Consider the following 24,647-nt stretch of genomic DNA (forward strand, 5'->3'; position numbering starts at 1 on the left):
GAAGTTGGTATTTATAAAGTATCTTTGCTCAAAATTTAAAAATAGAATATGAGTCTTTTTCAATTTATGATATCTAAAACCTTTGCAAAACAACTACTATTTGCTGTTGTGGGGCTTACTTTATTTATTTTTGCTGTAATGAAATGGATAGATATTACAACAAATCACAATCAAAAAATTGAAGTTCCAAATTTGGAAAAAATGAGTTTAAGTAAGGTTGAAGAGACGTTAAATGAGCTAGATTTAAATTTAATAGTAATTGATTCTGCTAGTTATAACCCTAATTATCCAAATAAGTCGGTAATTTCTCAAGATCCTGAGGCTGGTGATTTTGTAAAAGAAGGGCGAAAAATTTATTTAACGTTAAATCCATCAAATTATGCAGATGTTCAGGTTCCGGATTTATATGGTAAAACAAAAAGACAAGCAAATTCTCAGTTATTAGCTATTGGATTTAGAGTTAACTCGAAAGATTTACATGTATCGGATATTGCTAAAGATGTTGTGCGAGGATTAAGGTTTATGGGAAAAGATGTAAAAGCTGGTGATAAAATCCCTAAAAATTCTGTGATTACATTAAAATTAGGTGATGGAAGAGGACGTGGACAGTATAAACCAAGTAAAGCAAAGGAAAAGGAATGAATGTTGAAGAATTAGAAAAAGATGAGTTTTACGAGCATTTTAGGTATGTAGCTCACGAAGGTCAAGAACCTTTGAGAGTGGATAAATTTTTAATGAATTTTATTGAAAATTCTACACGGAATAAAATACAACAAGCAGCTAAAGCTGGCAATGTTTTAGTAAACGAAATACCTGTAAAATCTAATTATAAGGTAAAGCCAAATGATGTGGTTCGTGTTGTTTTATCGCATCCACCACATGAAAATTTATTAGTTGCAGAAGATATTCCTTTAGATATTTTATTTGAAGATGACCAAGTGATGGTGGTGAATAAACCAGCTGGAATGGTGGTACATCCAGGTCACGGGAATTATAGTGGTACTTTGGTAAATGCTTTAATTCATCATATAGAAAATTTACCAACAAACTCAAATGAACGTCCTGGGTTAGTGCATAGAATTGATAAAGATACCAGTGGTTTATTAGTTATTGCAAAAACTGAATTTGCAATGGCTCATTTATCAAAACAATTTTTTAACAGAACTACAGAGCGTTTGTACTATGCACTAGTTTGGGGAAATATTGAAGAAGACGAAGGTAAAATTGAAGGAAATATTGGTAGAAGTTTAAAAAATAGACTTCAAATGAATGTTTTTCCAGAAGGTGATTTTGGAAAACATGCGGTAACACATTATAAAGTTTTGGAGCGTTTTAGTTACGTTACCTTAGTTCAATGTAAATTAGAAACTGGAAGAACCCATCAAATTAGAGCACATTTTAAGCATATTGGCCACACACTTTTTAATGACGAACGTTATGGAGGTAATGCGGTTTTAAAAGGAACAACATTTACAAAATATAAGCAGTTTGTAGAAAATTGTTTTAAGATTTTACCTCGGCAAGCTTTGCACGCCAAAACATTAGGTTTTGAGCATCCAATAACTAAAGAATTTTTAAGGTTTAATTGCGATATACCTCAAGACATTGAGCAATGTTTAGAAAAATGGAGGGCATATACCTTAAATCAAAAGTAATAAAATGAAAAAGTTTGATATTGATAAATGGAACCGAAAAACACAATTTAATTTTTTTAAAGAGTATGAGGATCCATTTTTTAATTTAACTGCAAATTTAGAAGTTACCAACCTTTATGTTTATTGTAAAAAGCATAAATTATCATTTTCATTGGCTTGTTTGTACGTAGCATTAAAGGCTATGAATGAAATTATGGAATTTAAATTACGGTTTAAAAATGGAGAAGTTTATTTGTTTGATGAACTAGATATTGGCTCAACTATATTAAATGATAATGAAACCTTTTCGTTTTGTTATTTTGAAAATCAACCTAATTTAATTGAATTTATAGAAAAGGGAAAAGTAGTTATTGAAAATCATCATAAAAAGGTAGAAAAGTTTGAACCTAAAGGAGAAGGTTTAAATTTAGTACACTGTACAACTTTGCCTTGGGTTTCATTCACAAGTTTTAAACATGCAAGAAATGGAGATGAAAGAACAAAAGGAATTCCAAAAATTGTTTTCGGAAAATTATTTGATGAAAACAATCTAAAAAAAATACCTTTTTCTGTTGAAGTTCACCACGCATTAATGGATGGGGTTCAAGTAGGAATTCTTTATAAGAAGATGCAAGAATATATTCATGGGCTAGTATAAATTTTATTTATTTCAGAATAATTGTATTGAATTAATAGTTGTATTTATAATAGTAAAATAGTGGTAATTTTACACTAGAAGTAAATCATAAAAAATGAAAATTGTAATTTCACCAGCCAAATCATTAGATTTTGAAACTCAAACTCCAACTTCAAAATTCACACAAGGATTTTTTTTAAATGAAGCCTCAATATTAAATGCTGTTTTAAAAAAGAAATCACCTAAAAAATTATCAGAATTAATGAGTATATCTCCAAAATTAGGAGAATTAAATTGGCAACGAAATCAAGATTGGCATTTGCCATTTACCTTAGAAAATGCAAAGCAAGCTGTTTTTGCTTTTAAAGGTGACGTTTATATTGGATTAGATGCGTACACACTTTCTGAAAATCAGCTAGAGCAACTTCAACATAAATTAAGAATTTTATCTGGTCAATATGGAGTATTGAAACCATTAGATTTAATGCAACCATATCGTTTAGAAATGGGAACAAAACTAAAAGTTAGTAGAAAAAATAATTTGTATCAGTTTTGGGGAGAATCAGTCACCAAAGCTATCAATGAAGAATTAGTAGAAAATGAAGTTTTTGTAAATTTAGCAAGTAACGAATATTTTAAAGTAGTTAAACCGAATCTTTTAAAAGTGCCTGTAATTACGCCTGTTTTTAAAGATTATAAAGATGGGAAACTTAAAATAATTAGTTTTTTCGCAAAAAAGGCAAGAGGGTTAATGGTGCGTTATATTATTAATAATAATATTGAAAATACAGAAAATTTAAAAGGTTTTAATTATGAAGGTTATGCTTTCGACGCCAATTTATCTTCTGAAAGTGAATTAGTATTTACTCGATAATTTTATGAAAATTCTAATTCAATTAATATAAAATAAAAGCCCGCTTTTAGCGGGCTTTTATTTTAGTAAGAATGGTAATATTTAGTATTTAGATTCTTGATCTAATTCTTTTACTAATAAATAATAAACAATTGCTCTATATTTATTACGGTTAGATTTCCCCATTTTCCCCATAACAGTGGCGATAGCATTATCTAATTTAGCATCATCTGAAAGTCCTAACTTTTTTATTAAAAAGTTGTTTTTTACAGTTGCAAGTTCTTTAGCATCTGACCCAGATACAGTTTCAGCATCTTTTTTGTAGATTGAAGGTCCTAAACCTTTAGTAACTTTTGCAAATAAATCAGCATCAAAGCTAATCCCTAAATCTTTCATTGCACCTTGATAAAGTGCTATTTTTTCATCAAATTTACTCATGAATAACAAATTTTTTTATTAATAATAAAGTTCTTATAATCAAATATAAAAAATATTATTTGCATGAAGTAATTTTATGCTAACAATCTGCTATATTTATACTTACTGCGAAATCTCCTTCTAAAATTTCTTTGTATTTGGAGTTCATATTTTTTACCTTTTGAATTGGGAATGGAAAAGTATTGTAAATTTTAGTAGTTTTATTAAGTCCTATAAATTTTATACCATTTGAGTGAAATGGTAAAAACTCTCTATTGAAAATAATATCGGTTGAAGGATTAAAATCGATTATAATTATGTCCACCAAAATTAATAGAGTTTAACTTTTTAATATTATCAATAAGAAGTGCACATTAACTAGAAACATATTCTGGATCTTTACATTCTAAGCCTAAAAGAATGGCTAAATCTGTAGCGTGACCTTTACTGGTTAATGATAGTGAACCATATAAATCAACTTTAATTTTTTTAAGTGATTTATCCATCTTCCAGCTGCGCGCCAAGGTCCTAAAGTATGTGAACTTGAAGGTTCAACACCTATTTAAAGCATATCAAATATTAAAATACACTCCATTTTTAGTGCTTAAATATATGCTTTTGTAAAATATAATGTCAATAATAGAAGCTATTTTACTTTTGCGCTATTTCAGTGACAAATAAACAAATGTTTTATATTAATTGTGACAACTTGACATATTTTTTCTAATGGCATAATCATTGACTATTTGTTGATGTGAGTTTAAAAAAAATTAAAAACAAAAAATTAAATATATAGTTATGAGTAAAATTATAGGAATAGATTTAGGAACTACCAACTCTTGCGTTTCTGTAATGGAAGGAAATGAGCCTGTTGTAATTCCAAATGCAGAAGGAAAAAGAACAACACCTTCTATTGTTGCATTTATTGAAGGTGGTGAAAGAAAAGTAGGAGATCCTGCAAAAAGACAAGCGGTAACAAACCCTTTAAAAACAATTTATTCAATTAAACGTTTTATGGGTAATAAGTATTCTGAATCTAAAATGGAAGCAGAACGCGTACCTTATAAAGTGGTTAAAGGAGATAATGACACACCACGTGTTGATATTGATGGAAGATTGTATACACCACAAGAAATTTCTGCAATGATTCTTCAAAAAATGAAGAAAACAGCAGAAGATTATTTAGGAACTGAAGTTGTTGAAGCAATTGTAACAGTACCAGCATATTTTAACGATGCGCAACGCCAAGCAACTAAAGAAGCAGGTGAAATTGCAGGTTTAAAAGTAAGTCGTATTATTAATGAACCTACAGCTGCAGCACTAGCTTATGGTTTAGACAAGAAAAATGAAGATAAAAAAATTGCAGTATTTGATTTTGGTGGAGGAACACATGATGTTTCCATATTAGAATTAGGAGATGGTGTCTTTGAAGTATTAGCTACTGATGGTGATACACATTTAGGTGGTGATGATGTTGATCAAAAAATTATAGATTGGTTAGCTGAAGAGTTTAAAGCTGAAGAAAATATAGATCTAAGAAAAGATCCTATGGCTTTACAGCGTTTAAAAGAAGCCGCTGAAAAAGCAAAGATTGAATTATCATCTTCTGCAACTACTGAAATAAATTTACCGTATGTTACTGCAACTGCAAGCGGCCCAAAACACTTGGTACGTAGTTTAACAAAAGCTAAATTTGAACAATTAATTGATGATTTAGTAAAAAGAACTATTAAACCTTGTAAAACAGCGTTAAATGCAGCAGGATTATCAACAGGTGATATAGATGAAATTATTTTAGTTGGTGGCTCAACTCGTATTCCTGCGGTTGTTGAAGCAGTTGAAAAATTCTTCGGAAAAGCACCTTCAAAAGGTGTAAATCCAGATGAGGTTGTTGCAGTAGGTGCAGCAATTCAAGGAGGGGTTTTAACAGGAGATGTGAAAGATGTATTATTATTAGATGTTACGCCACTTTCTTTAGGTATTGAAACTATGGGAAATGTAATGACTAAATTAATTGATGCTAATACAACCATTCCAACAAAAAAATCGCAAGTATTTTCAACAGCTGCGGATAATCAGCCATCTGTGGAAATTCATGTACTGCAAGGTGAACGTGCAATGGCAGCAGATAATAAAACAATTGGTCGTTTTCATTTAGAAGGTATCCCACCAGCACAAAGAGGAACTCCACAAATTGAAGTAACTTTTGATATTGATGCGAACGGTATTATTCACGTAGCAGCTACAGATAAAGCTACTAATAAAACACAAGATGTTAGAATTGAAGCTTCTTCTGGTTTAACGGATGAAGAAATCCAAAAAATGAAAGCTGATGCTGAAGCAAATGCTGATGCTGATAAAAATGCAAAAGAAGTTGCTGAAAAAATTAATGGAGCTGATTCTATGATTTTTCAAACAGAAAAGCAATTAAAAGAGTTTGGAGATAAATTATCAGCAGATAAAAAAGATCCAATTGAAGCTGCACTTACAGAATTAAAAAAAGCACACGAATCTAAAGATATTGTACAAATTGATGCCGCAATGGAAAAGATAAATGAAGCTTGGAAAGTAGCAAGTGAAGAAATGTATAAAGCACAACAAGAGACTGAAGGGCAAGGTGCACCAACTGGTGATGCTGGAAATGAACAACCTAAAGATGAAAATGATAATGTTGAAGATGTTGACTTTGAAGAGGTAAAAGAAGATAAATAATATTGGTTGAAATATTTTAAAAAGCACTTCCTTAATGGAAGTGTTTTTTTTGTTAAAATCAAATTGTTATGCACGCATAATATTTAGTATATTTGAAAAAATCACCAAAATGAAAAGTGTTAAATTAAATAAACTTTTAAACATTAAATACCCAATAATTCAAGCACCAATGTTTTTAGTGTCAAATACTAAAATGGTAATTGAAGCTATGAAAAGTGGTATTGCGGGTTGTATTCCGGCTTTAAATTATAAAACTCTTAAAGAATTAAGAGTCGCAATAAAAGAACTAAGAACAGCAAAACTTGAAGGAGGTTCGTTTGGGTTTAACCTTATTGTGAATAAATCAAATATTAAATATAAAGATCAGTTAAAGGTAATTTGTGAAGAAGGTGTAGATTTTATAATTACGTCGTTGGGTAGTCCTGAGGAAACTATAAATCAAGCTCATAAAAAGAATATTAAAGTATTTTGCGATGTAACCGATTTAAAATTTGCTAAAAAAGTTGAAAGTTTAGGAGCAGATGCTATTATTGCTGTAAATAATGAAGCAGGTGGTCATAGAGGAGCTATTTCACCCAAAGATTTAATAACTGAACTAGTTAAAAACTGTACCATTCCTGTAATTTCAGCTGGTGGCGTTGGTTGTAAAGCAGATATTGATAAAATGTTAAGTTATGGAGCTGAAGGCGTTTCAGTTGGAAGTCCGTTTATAGCTTCTTTGGAAGCTAGCGTAACAGCGGAATATAAACAAGCCTGTGTTGATAACGGAGCTGATGATATAATAATGACAGAAAGAATTTCTGGAACTCCTTGTACGGTTATAAATACACCTTATGTTCAGAAAATTGGGACAAAACAATCTTGGATAGAATCATTTTTAAACAAGAATAAGAAACTAAAAAAATGGGTAAAACTAATTCGTTTTTTAATTGGCACAAATACCGTTACAAATGCAGCCACAAAAGCTACGTATAAAACAGTTTGGGTTGCTGGACCAAGTATTGAGTATACCAAGGCTATTTTACCGGTTAAAGAAATAATAGAGAATTTAGTGAGGTAAAATTACTTGTATTAGATTTATAATTAAAAATTCGATTACTTTATTCTTAATAAGAAAGAAAAGTAATCGAATCTTTAATTAACTAACAATTAAAATCTAAGTTATGAAATGTTTTCAGTAACTTTTAATGGGGTAACTTTATTCATTCCCATAGTAATAGCTTCTTTATTTAATGGTATTAAATGATGATATCGTTCAGATAAAGATTTTTTTAATCCTTCAATTACATTATCTAATTTAACAATAGGTTTTACTTTTAGAAATGCACCTAATACCACCATATTAAATATTTTTTTGTTTCCCATTTCAGTAGCTAATTTTGTACCTTCAATTTGGAAAATGTTAATATCAGTTCTTGTAGGATGATGAGAAATACCATTAGGGTCATATAATAAAATGCCTCCAGGTTTCACAGTTTCTTCAAATTTATCCATTGATTGTTGATTCAAAATAATGGCAGTATCAAATATTTGTAAGTATGGAGAACTAATTTTATCATCGCTTAAAATAACGGTTACGTTTGCAGTACCACCACGCATTTCTGGTCCATACGATGGCATCCAACTAACTTCTTGATCTTGCATTATGCCAGAATAGGCTAATATTTTCCCCATTGATAGTACTCCTTGACCACCAAAACCTGCTATTATAATTTCTTCTGTCATAATTTTTATTTTAATTTACCATTAACTTTAATATCTCCAAGAGGAAAGTATGGAAACATATTTTCTTCCATCCAAATATTAGATTCATTAGGTGTCATTTTCCAACCTGAATTACAGTTTGATACAATTTCTACAAACGAAAGCCCTTTTTTAAGGCGTGTATTTTCAAAAGCTTTTCTAATTGCTTTTTTAGCTTTTCTCACACTTTTATGATTGTGAACTGCTTGACGAGTTACATAATATACACCAGGTAAATTTGCAACTAATTCAGTCATTTTTAAAGGAGATCCCATTGTTTCAATTTCTCTCCCATAGGGTGAGGTTGAAGATTTCATTCCTTCTAAAGTAGTTGGAGCCATTTGTCCACCAGTCATTCCATAAATACCATTATTAATAAAAATAATAACAATATTTTCACCTCTATTACAAGCGTGGATTGTTTCTGCTGTTCCTATGGCTGCTAAATCACCATCACCTTGGTAGGTAAATACATATTTCTCTGGCCAAGTTCTAGCAATAGCTGTAGCAACAGCAGGTGCACGTCCATGAGCAGCTTGTGTAATATCAATATTCATAAAATCGTAAGCTAAAACAGAACAACCAACTGGAGCAACACCAATAGTATCTTCTTGGATTCCCATTTCATCAATCACTTCCATGGTTAAATTATGCGCAGTACCATGACCACAACCAGGACAATAAGACAAGGGTGTGTCGGTCATTAATTTTGTTTTACAAAATACTTGGTTTTCTGGTTTTATAATATCTAATATGTCCATTTATTTTATGATTTTTTGTTCTAATGCTTCAAGAATTTCTTCAGGAGTATGAATAATTCCTCCAGTTCTACCAAAATGTTCAACAGGTACTTTAAACTCAACAGAGAGTCTAACATCTTCAACCATTTGTCCTGCATTTAACTCAACACTTAATATACCTTTTACCTGATCAGCTAATTCAAACAACTCTTGTTTAGGGTAAGGGAATAAAGTAATAGGTCTTAATAAACCAACTTTTAAGCCTTTTTTACGAGCCAATTCAACAGCCTTCTGACTAATTCTTGCACTTGATCCATAAGCTACAATTAAATATTCTGCATCATCACACATTATTTTTTCATAGCGTAAATCTTCTTTTTCCATTTGTTCGTATTTTTTCATTAAACGACGAACTCTAGCCTCCATTTTTTCTGATTGTAAATCAAGTGAAGTAATAATATTACGTTCACGTGTTTTTGGTTTTCCAGTAGTTGCCCAATCTCCATATTTTTCAATAAGTTCTTCATCTGTCAATCGAGGTTGTTGGTCTTTTAAATTTACTTTTTCCATCATTTGACCTATTAGACCATCGGAAAGAATTAATACAGGAGCTCTATATTTAAAAGCAATATCAAAAGCGTCTTCAACAAAATCAGACATTTCTTGCACTGATGCTGGTGCTAATACATATAATTTGTAATCACCATGTCCACCACCTTTTACAGATTGAAAATAATCGGCTTGTGAAGGTTGAATTGTTCCTAAACCAGGGCCACCTCTAACAACATTTACAATAACTGCTGGTAATTCAGCACCTGCTAAATATGATATTCCTTCTAATTTAAGAGATATACCGGGACTAGATGAAGATGTTAATACTTTTTTACCAGTGCTGGCAGCACCATACACCATATTTATTGCTGCTATTTCACTTTCTGCTTGTAATACAACCATTCCCGTTCTTTTTTCAGGACGCTCTGCCATTAAATATTCAATAACTTCAGATTGTGGTGTAATTGGGTAGCCAAAATAAGCGTCAGCTCCTGCTCTTATTGCAGCTTCAGCCAATGCTTCGTTACCTTTCATTAATTTTAATTCCGCCATTCTAATTCGTTTATTAATTTATGCTTGAACTTTTACTCTATACACTGATATTGCTCTATCTGGGCAAACAATTCCACAGTTTGTACAACCTGTACATGCTTCAGGGTTACTCATATATGCATAGTGATATCCTTTTCTATTTACTTCGGTTGACATACTAATTACATCTTCAGGACAAACAGGTATACAAACCTCACATCCTTTACATGTTTCATTATCTACTACAATTGCTCCTTTAACTTTTGCCATATTAATAATTTTATATATAAATAATACGTTGTAATTTTATTATCCTCAAAGATATAACGAAAACGTTGTAATAACTATGATAAATGTCAATCTGAGGTAATTATCATTAATAGTTTGCACTCTAAATATTGAAAAGTTTTAAGTTTTTTTCTATTTGTAAGTGTTTGTTTTACTACTAATTGCAATCTGTATTTTTTAAATTTAGTTTTAATTATCAAATATATTTTGAATAAAAAGCTGTATAATTTCACTAATTCTTTATTATCTAGTATTTTCGATAAAAATAATGTAAAATAGAAATATTAAAAACTTTGAAAATATCCTAAAATAATATTAGTTGGTTTTTAATTGAAATTGGTAAATAAATCTACCTAAAATTTAGTAAAATGAATAAATATAAAGTTAATAATACAGTAAATTTAAGAGAAACTACCACAAAAGTAGTTGATAAAAATGCGGAAAAAAAGCTAAAAAAAATAAGAAAAGAGCTTAGTAAACTTCAAAATACAATGTATGCTGAAGGAAAATACGCTGTTTTAATTTGTTTACAAGGCATGGATACATCAGGAAAAGATAGTTTAATTAGAGAAGTTTTTAAAGATGTTAACTCGCAAGGTATTAACGTTCATAGTTTTAAAGTGCCTTCAGAATTAGAAAAAAAACATGATTATTTATGGCGTCATTATATAGCATTACCAGAAAGAGGGAAAATAGGAATTTTTAATAGAACTCATTATGAAAATGTTTTAGTAACACGTGTACATCCTGAATATATTATTGGAGAAAATATACCTGCAGCAACAAGTGTTGCGGTGTTAGATGATGATTTTTTTACGAATAGGATGGAAGAAATAAATAACTTTGAAGAGCATATTGTAAATAATGGGACTATCATTTTAAAATTCTTTTTAAATCTTTCTAAAGAAGAACAAAAAAATAGGTTGTTAAGAAGATTGCGTCTAAAAGAAAAAAATTGGAAATTTTCACCAGGCGATTTAAAAGAGCGTAAACTTTGGGATGAATATAGATTTTGTTATGAAGATTTGTTAAACAAAACGTCAAAAGAAAATGCTCCTTGGTTTATAATTCCCGCTGATGATAAGCCAACAACTAGGCTGTTAGTTGCAGAAACAATTTTAAAATCCTTAAAAACATATAATTTTAAAGAGCCTAAACTCCCCAAAAAGTACCAAGTAGAAATAGAAAATTATAAAAAACAACTTGAAAGTGAGTAATTTAAAATTTTATTAAAAAATCAATAAAACTACTTATCTAAAAGCATAAATCATAAATTACAAATTGTATATTTACATCTTAATTATTTAAAATTCACTATGGAATTAAAATTAGAAAAACCAATTGTATTTTTCGATTTAGAAACAACAGGTATTAATATTGCAAAAGATAGAATTGTTGAAATTTCAATACTAAAAATATTTCCAAATGGAAATAAAGAAAGTAAAACTTGGTTGGTAAATCCAGAAATGGAAATACCAAAGGAATCTTCAGATATTCATGGAATTACTAATGAAAAAGTTGTTGCAGAGCCAACTTTTAATGAACTAGCACTACAAGTAAGTGAACTTATTGAAGGTTGTGATTTGGCGGGTTTTAATTCAAATAGATTTGATATTCCTTTGTTAGCAGAGGAAATGCTACGTGCTGAAGTTGATTTTGATATGAATGATAGAGTAGCAATTGATGTACAAGTTATTTTTCATAAAAAAGAAGAACGAACGTTGAGTGCAGGTTATAAATTTTATTGTGGTGAAAGTTTAGAAAATGCACATTCAGCAGAAGCTGATACATTGGCTACTTATGAAATTTTGAAAGCACAATTAGATAAATATGAGGATTTAGAAAATAATGTAAATTTTTTAAATGAATATTCAACATTTAATAAAAGAGCCGATTTTGCAGGGTTTATTCAATATAATAATGAAGATGATGAGATTTTCACGTTTGGAAAATATAAAAATCAAAGAGTAAAAGATGTTTTAAAGAAAGATAAAGGCTATTTTTCTTGGATTCAAAATGCTGATTTTCCTTTATATACAAAAAAAGTATTAAGTGAAATAAAAGAGAAAACATTTCCTAAAAAGAAAGAAACTACTTTAGATGATTTAAAAAATAAATTCAATCAAAAAATATAAAGATGTTAGTGAATTTTGAGAGTTTAGAAAATTCTTCAAGAGTTTGGATATACCAATCTAATAGAGCGTTTTCTGAGAGTGAAGTTATTGAAATTAAAGATAAAACAGAAGAATTTATTGAAGATTGGTTAGGTCATGGAGATCAAATAAAAGCTTCATTTCAAATTAAATACAATCAATTTATAATGATAGCGGTTGATCAAAATTATAATGAAGTTTCTGGTTGTTCAATTGATGCTTCGGTTAATTTTATAAAGGATATTGAAAAAGAATTTCAGCTAGATTTAACTAATAAATTAAATATCTCATTCAAACATAAAGAGAATATAAACATCGTTAGTATGGCCAATTTTCAAAAATATGCCAAACAACATAAAATAACTTCTAAAACAGTGGTGTTTAACAATATGGTTTCAACCATTGGAGATTTATCTGAAAATTGGGAAGTAACAGCTGACAAAAGTTGGCACAAACGATTTTTGGCACAATAATTCTATTTTTTTTCGAATTTAATTACACGATGAAAAAAAATATACTTTTCATAGGTATTTTATTAACTAGTGTTTTTATGCAAGCACAAAAGTTCAATCCATTAATGGCTAGTGATTCATTAGCTCAAAATAAATGGGTAGATACTTTATTGAATAAGATGACTATTGATGAAAAAATTGGTCAATTATTTATGGTTCAAGCGTATTCAAATAAAAATGAAAAGCATAGTGATTTTATTGAAAATTTAATTAAAAAGTATCATATAGGCGGACTTATTTTTATGCAGGGAACCCCTAAAAAACAAGCCCAATTAAATAATAAATACCAATCCATTTCTAAAATTCCTTTACTTATTGGTTTTGACGGTGAATGGGGTTTAGAGATGCGTTTAAAAAACACCTATCGTTTTCCTTGGAATATGACACTTGGTGCTATTAGAAATAACAAACTAATTGAAGATTTTGGTGAACAAATAGGGAAACACTGTAAGCGATTAGGAATTCATATTAATTTTGCACCTGTTGTAGATATTAATACAAATCCTCAAAATCCAATAATTGGTAATCGTTCTTTTGGAGAAGGAAGAGAAAATGTTACCCAAAAAGCGTTGGCTTTTATAAAAGGAATGCAAAGTCAACATGTGTTAGCTTGTGCAAAGCATTTTCCTGGACATGGAGATACTGCTACAGATTCTCATAAAATGTTACCTATACTAGATTTTAGTTTTGAAAGATTAGATTCTATTGAATTATATCCTTATAAACAATTATGCAATAGTGATTTAGCAAGTGTAATGGTTGCTCATTTAAGTATTAAAGCACTAGAGCCTAATGAAGAATTGCCAACGTCATTTTCATATAAAGTAGTTACAAAATTATTAAAAGAACAATTAAATTTTAAAGGTTTAATACTAACGGACGCTTTAAATATGAAGGGAGTTGCAAATTTTGCAAAACCTGGAGATATAGAATTAGCTGCTTTATTGGCTGGAAACGATATGTTATTAATACCTGAAGATGTTCCTGTAGCAATTGGTAAAATTAAAAATGCATTAGAGGAAGATGTTATTTCTGAAGAAAGATTAAATTTTTCAGTTCGAAAAATATTAAAAGCAAAATATTGGGCTGGTTTAAATGAATTTAAATTAGTGGATTTGGAAAATTTACAGGAAGATTTAAACTCAATTTCTGATGAGTTACTACATCGTAAATTGGTTGAAAACTCGATAACATTATTAAAAAATGAATCATTAGTATTTCCAATTCAAAATTTAGATAAAAAGAAAATAGCATACGTAAAATTGGGTGATGCTAAGAATAATGAGTTTATAAGTATGCTAAAAAACTATACGAATGTTGATGTAGTTTCTAGTAAAAATTTAAACGAATTAATTACAAAATTAATACCGTATAATTTCGTAATTGTAGGTTATCATTCATCTAATTTAAGTCCGTGGAAAGACTATAAATTTAAAGATAAAGAATTGGTTTGGTTGCAAGAAATTGCAAGAACCAATACTGTGATTTTAGATATTTTTGCAAGTCCGTATAGTTTGCTACAACTTAAAACCTTTGAAAATATAAACGGACTATTACTTTCATACCAGAACAGTAAAATTTCACAAGAAATTTCTGCTCAAATGATTTTTGGAGCATTAGAAACTAAAGGAAAGCTCCCCGTTTCAATTAAAAATATATTTTCTAAAGGACACGGCTTAATGTCAACTTCATTAAAACGTTTGGCATATTCTGTACCTGAAGATGTTGGCTTAAGTAGTCGAAAATTGAGTAAAATAGATTCTATTGCTAAAATTATTCTGAAAGAAAAAATGGCTCCTGGCTTACAAGTGTTGGTTGCAAGAAAAGGCAAAATAGTTTATCAAAAAGAGTTTGGTTATCATACAAGTAAAAAGGAAGTAGCTGTAAGCAGTAATGATATTTATGATATTGCTTCATTAACTAAAATATTAGCTACATTACCTCTAATTATGGAGTTAGAAGAAAAAGGAGCTTTGAAATTAGAAAGTGCTTTAGGGAGTTTATTACCAAAATTCAAAAATACGAATAAAGATACATTAACTGTGAAGGAAATATTATCTCATTATGGTAGATTAAAATCTTGGATTCCATTTTATTTATACACATTAGATAGTGTAACCCAACAACCTTCTATTGAATTTTATAGAGAAAAAAAATCAGATGATTTTAGTATTAAAATTGCAGATAACTTATTTTTAAGAAGTGATTATACAACTATAATGATGGATAGTATTATAAGTGCTAAACAACGATTAAGAATTGGTTATAAATATAGCGATTTACCATTTTATATTTTTAAGGATTTTATTGAAAATTATTACCATAAAGATTTAAATAAACTTACTCAACAGCATTTTTATAATTCATTGGGAGCAAATAAAACTACTTATTTACCATTAAATAAATTTTCTAAAAAAAGTATTGTGCCAACAGAGAATGATTATTATTATAGAAGCCAATTAGTTCATGGGTATGTGCATGATATGGGAGCAGCAATGCAAGGTGGTATTGGTGGACATGCAGGTTTATTTTCAAATACCAATGATATTGCCAAAATTATGCAGTTGTTTTTACAAAAGGGTTATTATGGAGGTAAACGTTATTTTCAATCAAAAACCATGGATAAATTTAATCATAGATACTATGCAAATAATAAGGTGAGGAAAGGCATTGGTTTTGATAAACCTCAATTGCGTGAGAGAGAAAAAGCGACTTGTGGCTGTGTTTCTGACAAAAGTTTTGGGCATAGTGGCTTTACGGGTACTTATGCTTGGGCAGACCCAGAAACAGAAATTATTTATGTTTTTTTATCAAATAGAGTGTACCCAACAATGAATAATAAAGGTTTAATAAAGTATAATATAAGAACTCAAATACAGCAGTTTATTCAAGATGCAATTATAGATTAACTGCCATTGTTTTGGTCGTTATAATTCCTAAAATAATACTACTTACCAAATAAATTAAAGCATAATTTATATTAAAAAAATAGAATATTAATACCGATTGAATTACATAAAATAGAGGAAAAATAGTTATAATTAAAGCAAATCTAAAAGTATTAGTGAAAACAACATCTGTTATAGTTGATTTTAAATATTTCCATACCAACAAAGGGAATACACTATTAATCTTCGCTAATAAATGAATAGGGGTAAACCAGTTTATTTGTTGTTTTTTAATGATTGCTTTTGCGGATTGGACTTTAATATTTTTAGCTAATTTGTTAGTTTTTATAGGATTGGTATAATCTACATTTAAATTTTCTAATTTTTGAATAATTTCATTGTAATTTTCATCGTTTTCAATATGAAGTGTAAGTTTTTTTAATGCTGAAGAAACCTCATTAATAATAGCCTTAAATCGAAGATCTGGGTTCTCAATATTAATAAAATTATTGGCTAAAATGGGTTTACCATAGTGTATTGAAACGCTACTTGGGAAATTTAAGTGTGAATTATAATTTAAACCAATTGGCACAATTTGAATTTCAAGTGTTGGGTGTTTTTTAAGTGTTCCTAAAATAATACGAGCAAATCCTTTTTTTAATGGACGAATTTGGCGTTTTAAATCATGATTTCCTTCAGCAAAAACTTCAATAGCACCTTCATTATTTAAGATTTTAAAGCATTGTTCAAAAATTGTTAAATTCCTTTCAATTGTACTAATTCCATCTCTAATTCTATAAACAGGAATCATATTTAGTGACTCTAAAAATTTAGAAATTAGTTTAGTTGAAAATGCACTTGCGCGTGTTAAAAAGTGAATTTCTCTTTTAGTACTTATAGGAATTAAAATAGCGTCAATAAGCGCATTTTGGTGATTTCCAATAAATAATATTGCACCTTTTTTAGGAATATTTTCTTTGCCAACAACCGTTATTTTTTTATGTAAAAAAAACAATCCAACTTTTAAATAAGCCCTCATTATGTAATACCAAAGGCTTTTCATTTATTTAGTTGTTTTTTGTTTTGACCAATAAGTTGCCAATGCTAAACCAGAAAATATATCCCAAATTGCCCAAAAAGCAACTAATAATGCCATACCGCCAAGCCCATTAAAGAAACTAAAAATTAATAATAAACCCAAGCCAGAATTTTGAATTCCAGTTTCTATAGATAATGTTTTTTGATTTTTAAATGATAATTTCATTGCTTTTGCAAAATAAAACCCTGTAAGTAACGCTAAAATATTATGTGCAATGACTAAAATTAAAACATAGTGAATATAGTTTATGAAAATATCAAAATTATCATAAAAAGCGATTACAATAAATAACATAAAAATGATTAATGAAATTGGTTTCAATATTTTTGATAATTTAGCAGCTAAATCAGATTTGTATTTTCGAACTAGCATTCCAATAATAAGAGGAACACCTAAAATTAGTGTTACTAACTTCATTAATTCAAAAGGATCTAATTCTATAGTTTGAAGAATTTTAGCTGTTGGTGCATACAAATTTCCCCAAATTTCTAAGTTAAGAGGAGTCATTATTACAGAAATTAATGTAGCAAAAGCGGTTAAACTAACTGATAAAGCTGCATTTCCTTTAGCCATTTGTGTCATGAAATTAGAAATGTTTCCACCGGGGCAAGCAGCAACCATCATCATTCCTAATGCAATACTTGGCATTGGATTTACTAATTTTATAAAAATAAAAGTAACAAATGGAAGTAGGAAGAATTGAGAAATAACGCCTGTTAATAAAATTTTAGGAGATTTAAATAGTCGTTTAAAATCATCTAGAGTAATTCCAAGCGCAACACCAAACATAATAAGTGCTAGTGTAATGTTTAAAACCCATAAACCTTCAGTATCAAAATTTATTTTAAGAGAATCTAAGTTTTCCTGCATATTAGTTTTTAAAAGCGTATTCTACAATATTAGCACCCATTTTTAGTGCTTTTTCACGAATTTCAAAGCTGTCGTTATGTATTTCTTCATCTTCCCAACCATCACTTAAATCGGCTTCATAATCATAAAAGCAAACCAATCTATCTTTATAAAATAAACCAAATCCTTGCGGAGGTTTACCATTGTGTTCATGAATTTTGGGAATTCCATTTTCAAAATTAAATGTTTGGTGAAATATAGGATTATTATATGGAATTTCTTGAAATTCTTGACTTGGAAACACTTTTTTTAATTCTCTCCTAATATAAGTATCTAACCCATAATTATCAGAAATGTGTAAAAAGCCTCCAGATTGTAGGTAGTTTTTTAAGTTTTTAGTATCATTATCAGAAAATAATACATTTCCGTGCCCAGTCATAAATAGTATTGGGTAATTAAAAATATCTAAACTACTTACTTCAACAGTTTCAGGGTTCGTTTTTAAAGAAGTGTTAATATTGTTGTTACAAAAAGTTATTAGATTTGGTACTGCAGTTGGGTTTGCATACCAATCACCTCCTCCGTTATATTTTAAAATTGCAATTTGCTGTGCTGAAATATTAGAAAAAGAAAAAAGAAAAAAGAAAAAAGAAAAGAGAATTATCTTTAAATTAAGGTTGTAAGTTTTAAAGTGTAATTGTAAAAGTTCCCTCATTTATTTATTCATTTGTAAAAGAAACGCTGTGAACTGCAACAATACCTGCAGTTTCTGTTCGTAAACGGCTTTCTCCCAAAGATACAGGAATAAAGTTATGTTCCAAACTTTGTTGAATTTCTTTGATTGAAAAATCACCTTCTGGACCAATCAAAATGGTAGTTTTAAGCTGTGGTTTTAATGCTAATTTTAATGATTTTTTAGTTGTTTCTTCACAGTGAGCAATAAATAATTGTCCTTCAAAATTCGAATTGATAAATTGGTTAAATGTTTTTGATTCATTTAATTTTGGGAAGTGATATTTTAAAGATTGTTTTGCAGCTGAATGAATTATTTTCTCTAATCTTTCTGGTTTAACTACCTTTCTTTCAGAATGTTCACAAATTATTGGTGTAATTTCATCAATACCTATTTCAGTTGCTTTTTCTAAAAACCATTCAAACCTATCATTTAATTTTGTAGGTGCAATTGCCATGTGTAAATAATAATTCCAAGGCTTTTCAAAATTGTTTATTTCAGTAATTTGAACCAAACATTTTTTATCATTTGCTATTACAATCTCTGAAGTAAATAAGTATCCAAAACCATTGGTAATAAAAATTGTATCACCTTCGGTTTTTCTTAAAACACGAACAATATGTCTGCTTTCAGTTTTATTAAAAGTAAATTGTTGGGTTTTGGTTGATATTTCTGAATTGTAAAATAATTGCATTTAAATAACTTTTTTATAAGTACAACGTTTTTTAAAAGTTTCTGGAGCAAAATTTCTCCAAAGAGCAGCAATAGGCTTATTGCTTGTCAGCTCAGGAGTTCTAATGCAATTTTCTATACCATTTAGTTTGCAAGAAATTTGCAATTCAAGAAATAATAATGCGTGAATACCTTTGCCTTGATGTTTTGGATGTATGCCAATTAAATAAAGAAGTACGTCTTTATTTTTTCTTTTTGCTTTTAATAAGTGGAATAAACCAATAGGTACTAATTTCCCTTTTGCTTTTTGTAATGCTTTTGAAAATGAGGGCATAATTATGGCAAAAGCTATAATATTGTCATCCTTATCTAGTACAAATTTTATATACTCAGGATTTATAAAACTGATATATTTCTTTTTGAAATAGGCTTTTTCAATGTTAGAAATTGGTACAAATGAAGGTAGTGAAGCATAACTTTCGTTAAACAAATCAAACATTTCATCTACATAAGGCATTATGTCTTTTGTTTTTGTGAAATTAAGTGATTTAACGTTATAACGTTTTTTTATAATGTTACTAATCCTTTCAAGTGGCGCACGTTTAACATTTTTAAAAGCAAATTTATTTTCTAAGTATTCTTTTTCAACTGTAAAACCTAATTTTTTAAAGTGATCTTTATAATAAGCGTGGTTGTACCAAGTTATCATGGTTCCAATATGGTCAAATCCTTCTGTTAAAACGCCTACTTTATCTAGATTTGAAAAGCCTACAGGACCTTCCATAAATTTTAAATTGTTTTGAATTCCAATTTCTTCAACTTTATTAAGTAGTATTTTTGAAACTTCAAGATCATCAATAAAATCGAACCAACCGAAACGCATTTTTTTTAACTCTTGTTGGTTTATTTCAGTATAATTAATTATAGCTACAATACGCCCAACAATTTCATTGTTTTTTTTAGCAATAAAAAATCGTGCTTCTGCATGTTCAAAAACTGGATTTATTTTTTTATCAAATGAATCTAATTCATCATTAATAATTGGTGGTACCCAATATGGATTGTTTTCATATAATTTAAAAGGAAACTTAACAAAAGCTTTCATCTCCTTTTTGGTTATCATTTCTTGAAGTGTAATCATAAAATTAATTTCGTTTATTCTTCTTTTTAAGTATTCTTGAAAAGAAATTTCCTTTTTTACGTTTTTTACTAAGCCGAGCTCTTGGTGATTTTTTGATAATTACTTCATCAGAATGTCTATCTAATCTCCAAGCAGCACCTATAGATGAGTAAAGAAAAGAATAATCATCAAAAAAATTAGTTCTTACTGAAGCGTCTAACTGTAAATTTTGTGATAACAAATATGCTATTCCAGTTCCAAAATGAAATTTAGGAGTATAGTGTTTTTCAAATATCCCTTGGTTTTCAATAAAATAAGACCATTTATAGTTTAAGGCATAGGTCATAGTGGCAATATATGAATATTCATTGGAGTTGGATAAAATTTTATTTGCAATTAAGTTAGTTAATAAAACTAGGCGGTCGGAAAAATCGTTTTGTAATAAAATTGCGCCTTTTAGTGTAAGTTCATTTTCTTTAAAACCATCACCTAAAAAGTTAGTATTAACTCCAACAAAAGCACCAACCGAAGGGATTAATCTTTTTTTATCAAATGCCATCCTACGTTTCCAACTTCTAATTTCTTTTGATTTATCAGTGTATTTTTGCTCGTAAAATAAGTATTTAGCACCAATTGTAAGTTCACTAATACCACTAATATTAGTGATGGCTTCAGAAGGATTATTTAAAATCTCATCTTTTTGATAGGCAACTTTAGCATTAATTTCAAGTTTGTCAAGAAATTTTCCATATCTAAAAAATAATTCTCCACCAATTGAATTTGGTTTTGCATATAATACTTTATTATTACTCGTTCTATAAAATACACCAGTTTCAAATTGGAGAACATCTGTTCCAACACTGTATGGGCTTTCAGAAAAACCAGGCCGTTTAGAATTGATAATTTCTGTATATTGGGCATTAATTATTGGGGCATAGTTAAAAATAAATAATAGTAATAAAACTCGCTTCATAGTTTATGATTGATTATGTGTCAAATATAAGATTTTATATAATTAAACGTTTTAGTTACGGGCAAATTGTTATTTTTGAAAAATATAAAAACTTTATTAAATGGTTGTAGGATTAGCAAAGACAATAGCATATTTTATTATTATTTATTATGCTTTTAAGTTTATAGGAAAGTATATTATGCCGTTGTTTTTAAAAAGCGTGGTTAAAAATGTTGAGAAGAAAATGAGAGAGCAACAAGAAAATCAATACAAACAGGAATCTGGTAATATAGGTGAAACAGTGATTGCTAAGAAGCCAGAAGGGACTAAAGAAAGTAATAAAAATGTGGGTGATTATGTAGATTATGAAGAAGTAAAAGATGATAAATAAATGAAATTTACATTCAAAGAGATAGCACCATATATAGTAGCGATTTTTATTTTTGCTTTTGTTGCAGTAGCTTATTTTTCGCCTGTTTTACAAGGAAAGAAAATTAAACAAAGTGATATTACTCAATTTATTGGTTCTTCAAAAGAAATTAAAGATTTTAGAAATGAAAATAATGAAGAACCCTATTGGACAAATACTTCTTTTGGAGGAATGCCTTCTTATGCTGTAAGTACGTATTATCCAAATGATTTTATTAAAAAAGTTGATAAAATACTACGCTTCTTACCACATCCAGCAGATTATTTATTTTTGTATTTTTTTAGCTTTTTTGTACTTTTATTAGTTTTAAAAGTTAATTGGAAACTAGCAATAGTTGGTTCTTTAGGTTTTGGATTATCAACGTATTTAATTATAATTTTAGGTGTGGGTCATAATGCAAAAGCACATGCAATTGCTTATATGCCACTTGTTTTAGCAGGAATTTTATTAGTTTTTCAACAAAAGTATTTATTTGGCTTTGTTGTAACTGCACTTGCAATGTCATTGGAAATAAGTGCAAGCCATATTCAAATGACCTATTATTTGATGTTTTTAGTGCTAATTTTTGGAATTGTTCAATTAATGGAATCATTAAAAAATAAAGAAATTCCTCATTTTGCTAAAAGTGTAGGGATTTTAGTAGTTGCTGTGATTTTAGCAATTGGAACAAACGCAACTAGTTTGCTTGCCATGAAGGAGTATTCTGAGCAAAGCACACGCAGTAAAAGCGAATTAACCATTAATCCTGATGGTTCATCCAAAGAAGCTACTGCAGGTTTATCCAAAGATTATATTACTGAATACAGTTATGGAAAAGTTGAAACTTTTAACCTGTTTATTCCACGATTTATGGGGGGGGGAAATTATGAAAATCTAGGTTTAGAATCAAATATTTATAATTTTTTAAATGGTAAAATAAACCCCAAACAAGTTAAACAGTTTGTAGAAAATGCACCAATGTACTGGGGTAAACAACCTATTGTTGCTGCACCAGCTTATATTGGGGCAATATTTATGTTTTTATTTGTATTGGGTATATTTTTGTTAAAAGGTAATTTAAAAAAATGGTTAGTAGGTGCAGTTATTTTTTCAATTCTTTTAAGTTGGGGTGAAAATTTAGAGTTGTTGACAAACTTGTTTATTGATTACGTTCCAATGTATAATAAATTTAGAGCTGTTTCATCTATTCAAGTGATTGCAGAATTGGCAATTCCATTAATGGGAATACTTACTTTAAAAGAATTCTTTTCGGCAAATAAAACTTCGGAAGTTAAGCTAAAAGCATTAAAATATTCAATATATGTTGTAGGTGGATTTGCATTAATATTTACATTATTTGGCTCAAGTCTTTTTGCTTTTGAAGGAATTAGTGATGATTATTATGATAAAATACTACCAGGTTTTTTAAATGCTATTATTGAAGATAGAAAAGAAATTTTCTTTACAGATAGTTTAAGAACATTGTTATTAGTTAGTATATCTGGAGGTGTTTTGTGGCTGTTTATTAAAGAAAAATTATCTAAAAATAGTGCAATTTTAGTTTTGGGATGCTTGATTTTATTTGATTTAGTTTTAGTAGATAAGAGATATGTTAATAATAAAGATTTTTTTAGCGCTAGAAAAATTGACAAACCATTTATAGCTTCAGAAATTGATAAAGAAATTTTAAAAGATAAGGGCATTTATCGTGTTGCAAATTTCACCAAAAACATAATGTCAGATGGAGCAACATCTTATTTTCATAAGTCTATTGGAGGTTATCACGCTGCAAAACCTAGACGTTACCAAGAACTATATAATTTTCAAATAGCTAAAAATAATATTGAAATATTGAATATGTTAAATACAAAATATTTCATTTTTGAAGATGGAAATCAGCGTACTGCTTTACAGCAAAATCCCAATGCTAATGGGAATAGTTGGTTTGTAAATACATTAAAAATTGTAAATAATGCAAATGAAGAAATTGTAGCTTTAGATAGTTTAAATACTAAAAAAGAAGCTATTATAAATTCAAAGCAAATTAAAAACGACTTTAATACTAATTATGGAACTGATTCAACTGCTAGCATTCAGTTAACAGCATACAAAGCAAATAAACTAGTTTATAAATCGGAAACAATAAAAGATCAGTTTGCAGTGTTTTCTGAAATGTACTATAAAAATGGGTGGAACGCTTATGTTGATGGTGAATTAAAACCGCATTTTAGAGTTGATTATGTTTTACGTGGAATGGAAATTCCCAAAGGTGAGCATATTATAGAATTTAAATTTGATCCAATAGTAATAAAAAAAGGAAATAGTATAACCTTAATTTCTTATGCCTTTTTATTGATGATACCTTTAGGTTGGTTTTTTATTGAAAGAAGAAAAATTAAATAGAATAATTCATTAATTTTAATACGCGCAAAAAACTTGTTTTATTTCTTGATGAAACTAGTAGTTTTTTCTTGTTAGTAAGTGTTATTTCACCAGTATTATTAAATTGAATAATATGTTTTAAATTAAGTAATAAAGAACGGTGTATTCTAAAAAAAGTAGCATGTTTTAATATATTTTCAACCGATTTTAAATTATTAGAAGTTGTATATACTTTATTGTCTTTTGTATGAAAATGGGTATAGCTTCCATCAGCTTCACAATAAATAACATCATCAATGTCTATAATACAAAAATCACCATTACTCATGGGTAGAGAAATTTTTTTCTGCCTGTTTTCAAGTTGATTTTTAAATGCGAGATATTTTTCTGTATCAAAAGCTGTTTGTTTTGATAAGAATTTATTGAGTACAGTTATTAGTTGCTCTTTTAAAATAGGTTTATTTAGATAGTAAAAGGCAAAATAATCCATGGCTTTTTCTTTATAATCTTTTAACCCTGTCGTAAAAATTACTTCAAATTTTGAAGAAAATGAAAAGAAATCTAATATTTCAAAGCCATTGCCATCTACTAATTCTATATCTAAAAAAATTAATTGTGGATTTATTTCTTTTATCAATTGAATTCCTTTTTCTACACTAGTTTCGTGACCTAAAATGGCTATTTGAGTACTAAAACTAGTTTCTAAAATATTTTTTAAATGCGTATATGCTGCAATTTCATCTTCAATAATTAAGGCTCTAACCATACAAA

Annotated in this window: 25 protein-coding genes and 1 pseudogene; 12 read left to right on the plus strand and 14 right to left on the minus strand. The window is 28.8% G+C overall.

The annotated features are described in order from the left end of the window. Positions 1–48 precede the first annotated feature (48 nt). From QM495_RS04725 to yaaA, 4 genes are all read left to right on the plus strand, one after another. Positions 49–642 carry a PASTA domain-containing protein gene (locus QM495_RS04725; protein WP_408670961.1) on the plus strand — a complete coding sequence of 198 codons (594 nt, stop codon included), beginning with the start codon at positions 49–51 and terminating at the stop codon, positions 640–642. Continuing rightward, positions 639–1,655 (plus strand): RluA family pseudouridine synthase, encoded by a 1,017-nt coding sequence (locus QM495_RS04730; RefSeq protein ID WP_408670962.1) that lies wholly within the window; start codon positions 639–641, stop codon positions 1,653–1,655. The genes QM495_RS04725 and QM495_RS04730 overlap by 4 nt, the downstream gene beginning before the upstream one ends. A 4-nt stretch (positions 1,656–1,659) precedes the next feature. Beyond that, positions 1,660–2,292 (plus strand): CatA-like O-acetyltransferase, encoded by a 633-nt coding sequence (locus tag QM495_RS04735; protein ID WP_408670963.1) that lies wholly within the window; start codon positions 1,660–1,662, stop codon positions 2,290–2,292. Positions 2,293–2,386: 94 nt separating this feature from the next. Further along, complete coding sequence (yaaA, locus tag QM495_RS04740; RefSeq protein WP_408670964.1) at positions 2,387–3,145, plus strand: peroxide stress protein YaaA; 759 nt, start codon at positions 2,387–2,389, stop codon at positions 3,143–3,145. 81 nt (positions 3,146–3,226) lie between these two features. Here yaaA and QM495_RS04745 read toward each other — a convergent pair whose 3' ends face one another. The 3 genes and pseudogenes from QM495_RS04745 to QM495_RS04755 form a co-directional block, all read right to left on the minus strand. Then, positions 3,227–3,562, minus strand: coding sequence for a DUF2853 family protein (locus tag QM495_RS04745; RefSeq protein ID WP_408670965.1), 336 nt, complete (start codon positions 3,560–3,562; stop codon positions 3,227–3,229). Positions 3,563–3,641: 79 nt separating this feature from the next. After that, positions 3,642–3,866, minus strand: a complete 225-nt coding sequence (locus tag QM495_RS04750) for a hypothetical protein (RefSeq protein ID WP_408670966.1) — start codon at positions 3,864–3,866, stop codon at positions 3,642–3,644. 49 nt (positions 3,867–3,915) lie between these two features. After that, positions 3,916–4,103 (minus strand): annotated as a pseudogene (locus QM495_RS04755) (serine dehydratase beta chain). A 236-nt stretch (positions 4,104–4,339) separates the two neighbouring features. On the opposite strand from QM495_RS04755, the gene dnaK reads away from it, so the two are divergent. Together dnaK and QM495_RS04765 are read left to right on the plus strand one after the other, a co-directional pair. Beyond that, the gene (gene dnaK, locus QM495_RS04760; RefSeq protein ID WP_408670967.1) at positions 4,340–6,253 is read left to right on the plus strand and encodes a molecular chaperone DnaK; all 1,914 of its coding nucleotides are present in this window, start codon (positions 4,340–4,342) and stop codon (positions 6,251–6,253) included. Between the two features lie 109 nt (positions 6,254–6,362). Then, on the plus strand, positions 6,363–7,313 hold the full coding sequence (locus QM495_RS04765; protein WP_408670968.1) for an NAD(P)H-dependent flavin oxidoreductase: 951 nt from the start codon (positions 6,363–6,365) through the stop codon (positions 7,311–7,313). A gap of 101 nt (positions 7,314–7,414) precedes the next feature. On the opposite strand, the gene QM495_RS04770 is transcribed toward QM495_RS04765, so the two are convergent. From QM495_RS04770 to QM495_RS04785, 4 genes are read right to left on the minus strand one after another with little or no spacing between them, the layout of a single operon-like run. Then, positions 7,415–7,978: a 2-oxoacid:acceptor oxidoreductase family protein gene (locus QM495_RS04770; protein WP_408670969.1), complete on the minus strand. Its 564-nt coding sequence runs from the start codon at positions 7,976–7,978 to the stop codon at positions 7,415–7,417. 5 nt (positions 7,979–7,983) lie between these two features. After that, positions 7,984–8,757 carry a thiamine pyrophosphate-dependent enzyme gene (locus QM495_RS04775; RefSeq protein ID WP_408670970.1) on the minus strand — a complete coding sequence of 258 codons (774 nt, stop codon included), beginning with the start codon at positions 8,755–8,757 and terminating at the stop codon, positions 7,984–7,986. Beyond that, positions 8,758–9,840: a 3-methyl-2-oxobutanoate dehydrogenase subunit VorB gene (locus QM495_RS04780; RefSeq protein WP_408670971.1), complete on the minus strand. Its 1,083-nt coding sequence runs from the start codon at positions 9,838–9,840 to the stop codon at positions 8,758–8,760. It lies immediately after the preceding gene. Positions 9,841–9,858: 18 nt separating this feature from the next. Beyond that, a complete protein-coding gene (locus QM495_RS04785; protein WP_291805314.1) occupies positions 9,859–10,089 on the minus strand; it encodes a ferredoxin family protein in 231 nt (76 codons plus the stop codon). Positions 10,090–10,475: 386 nt separating this feature from the next. Between QM495_RS04785 and QM495_RS04790 the strand changes: the two genes are divergently transcribed. The 4 genes from QM495_RS04790 (at position 10,476) to QM495_RS04805 (ending at position 15,681) form a co-directional block, all read left to right on the plus strand. Further along, positions 10,476–11,324, plus strand: a complete 849-nt coding sequence (locus QM495_RS04790; RefSeq protein WP_408670972.1) for a PPK2 family polyphosphate kinase — start codon at positions 10,476–10,478, stop codon at positions 11,322–11,324. A gap of 99 nt (positions 11,325–11,423) precedes the next feature. Beyond that, complete coding sequence (locus tag QM495_RS04795; RefSeq protein ID WP_408670973.1) at positions 11,424–12,242, plus strand: exonuclease domain-containing protein; 819 nt, start codon at positions 11,424–11,426, stop codon at positions 12,240–12,242. 2 nt (positions 12,243–12,244) lie between these two features. Next, positions 12,245–12,733 carry an ABC transporter ATPase gene (locus tag QM495_RS04800; RefSeq protein WP_408670974.1) on the plus strand — a complete coding sequence of 163 codons (489 nt, stop codon included), beginning with the start codon at positions 12,245–12,247 and terminating at the stop codon, positions 12,731–12,733. A 29-nt stretch (positions 12,734–12,762) separates the two neighbouring features. Then, positions 12,763–15,681, plus strand: coding sequence for a glycoside hydrolase family 3 N-terminal domain-containing protein (locus tag QM495_RS04805; protein ID WP_408670975.1), 2,919 nt, complete (start codon positions 12,763–12,765; stop codon positions 15,679–15,681). On the opposite strand, the gene QM495_RS04810 is transcribed toward QM495_RS04805, so the two are convergent. Genes QM495_RS04810 through QM495_RS04835 form a run of 6 tightly spaced genes read right to left on the minus strand, consistent with a single transcriptional unit; the run spans position 15,671 to position 21,106 of the window. Continuing rightward, on the minus strand, positions 15,671–16,723 hold the full coding sequence (locus QM495_RS04810; protein ID WP_408670976.1) for a lysophospholipid acyltransferase family protein: 1,053 nt from the start codon (positions 16,721–16,723) through the stop codon (positions 15,671–15,673). The genes QM495_RS04805 and QM495_RS04810 overlap by 11 nt on opposite strands. Next, entirely contained in the window at positions 16,724–17,629 is a 906-nt protein-coding gene (locus QM495_RS04815; RefSeq protein ID WP_408670977.1) for a bile acid:sodium symporter family protein, read from the minus strand. It abuts the gene before it with no gap. Between the two features lies 1 nt (position 17,630). Continuing rightward, complete coding sequence (locus QM495_RS04820) at positions 17,631–18,323, minus strand: DUF4159 domain-containing protein (protein WP_408670978.1); 693 nt, start codon at positions 18,321–18,323, stop codon at positions 17,631–17,633. A gap of 4 nt (positions 18,324–18,327) precedes the next feature. Next, complete coding sequence (locus QM495_RS04825; protein ID WP_408670979.1) at positions 18,328–19,035, minus strand: 16S rRNA (uracil(1498)-N(3))-methyltransferase; 708 nt, start codon at positions 19,033–19,035, stop codon at positions 18,328–18,330. Beyond that, positions 19,036–20,154 carry a GTP cyclohydrolase gene (locus QM495_RS04830; protein ID WP_408670980.1) on the minus strand — a complete coding sequence of 373 codons (1,119 nt, stop codon included), beginning with the start codon at positions 20,152–20,154 and terminating at the stop codon, positions 19,036–19,038. It lies immediately after the preceding gene. 4 nt (positions 20,155–20,158) lie between these two features. Then, a complete protein-coding gene (locus QM495_RS04835) occupies positions 20,159–21,106 on the minus strand; it encodes a transporter (RefSeq protein WP_408670981.1) in 948 nt (315 codons plus the stop codon). Positions 21,107–21,206: 100 nt separating this feature from the next. Between QM495_RS04835 and QM495_RS04840 the strand changes: the two genes are divergently transcribed. Together QM495_RS04840 and QM495_RS04845 are read left to right on the plus strand one after the other, a co-directional pair. Continuing rightward, complete coding sequence (locus QM495_RS04840) at positions 21,207–21,476, plus strand: DUF4834 domain-containing protein (RefSeq protein ID WP_408670982.1); 270 nt, start codon at positions 21,207–21,209, stop codon at positions 21,474–21,476. After that, entirely contained in the window at positions 21,477–23,897 is a 2,421-nt protein-coding gene (locus tag QM495_RS04845) for a hypothetical protein (RefSeq protein WP_408670983.1), read from the plus strand. On the opposite strand, the gene QM495_RS04850 is transcribed toward QM495_RS04845, so the two are convergent. Then, positions 23,890–24,642 (minus strand): LytR/AlgR family response regulator transcription factor, encoded by a 753-nt coding sequence (locus QM495_RS04850; RefSeq protein WP_408670984.1) that lies wholly within the window; start codon positions 24,640–24,642, stop codon positions 23,890–23,892. The two genes, QM495_RS04845 and QM495_RS04850, sit on opposite strands and share 8 nt — an antisense overlap. Positions 24,643–24,647: the final 5 nt, after the last annotated feature.

It is taken from the genome of Lutibacter sp., from assembly GCF_046055765.1.
Classification (GTDB): domain Bacteria; phylum Bacteroidota; class Bacteroidia; order Flavobacteriales; family Flavobacteriaceae; genus Lutibacter.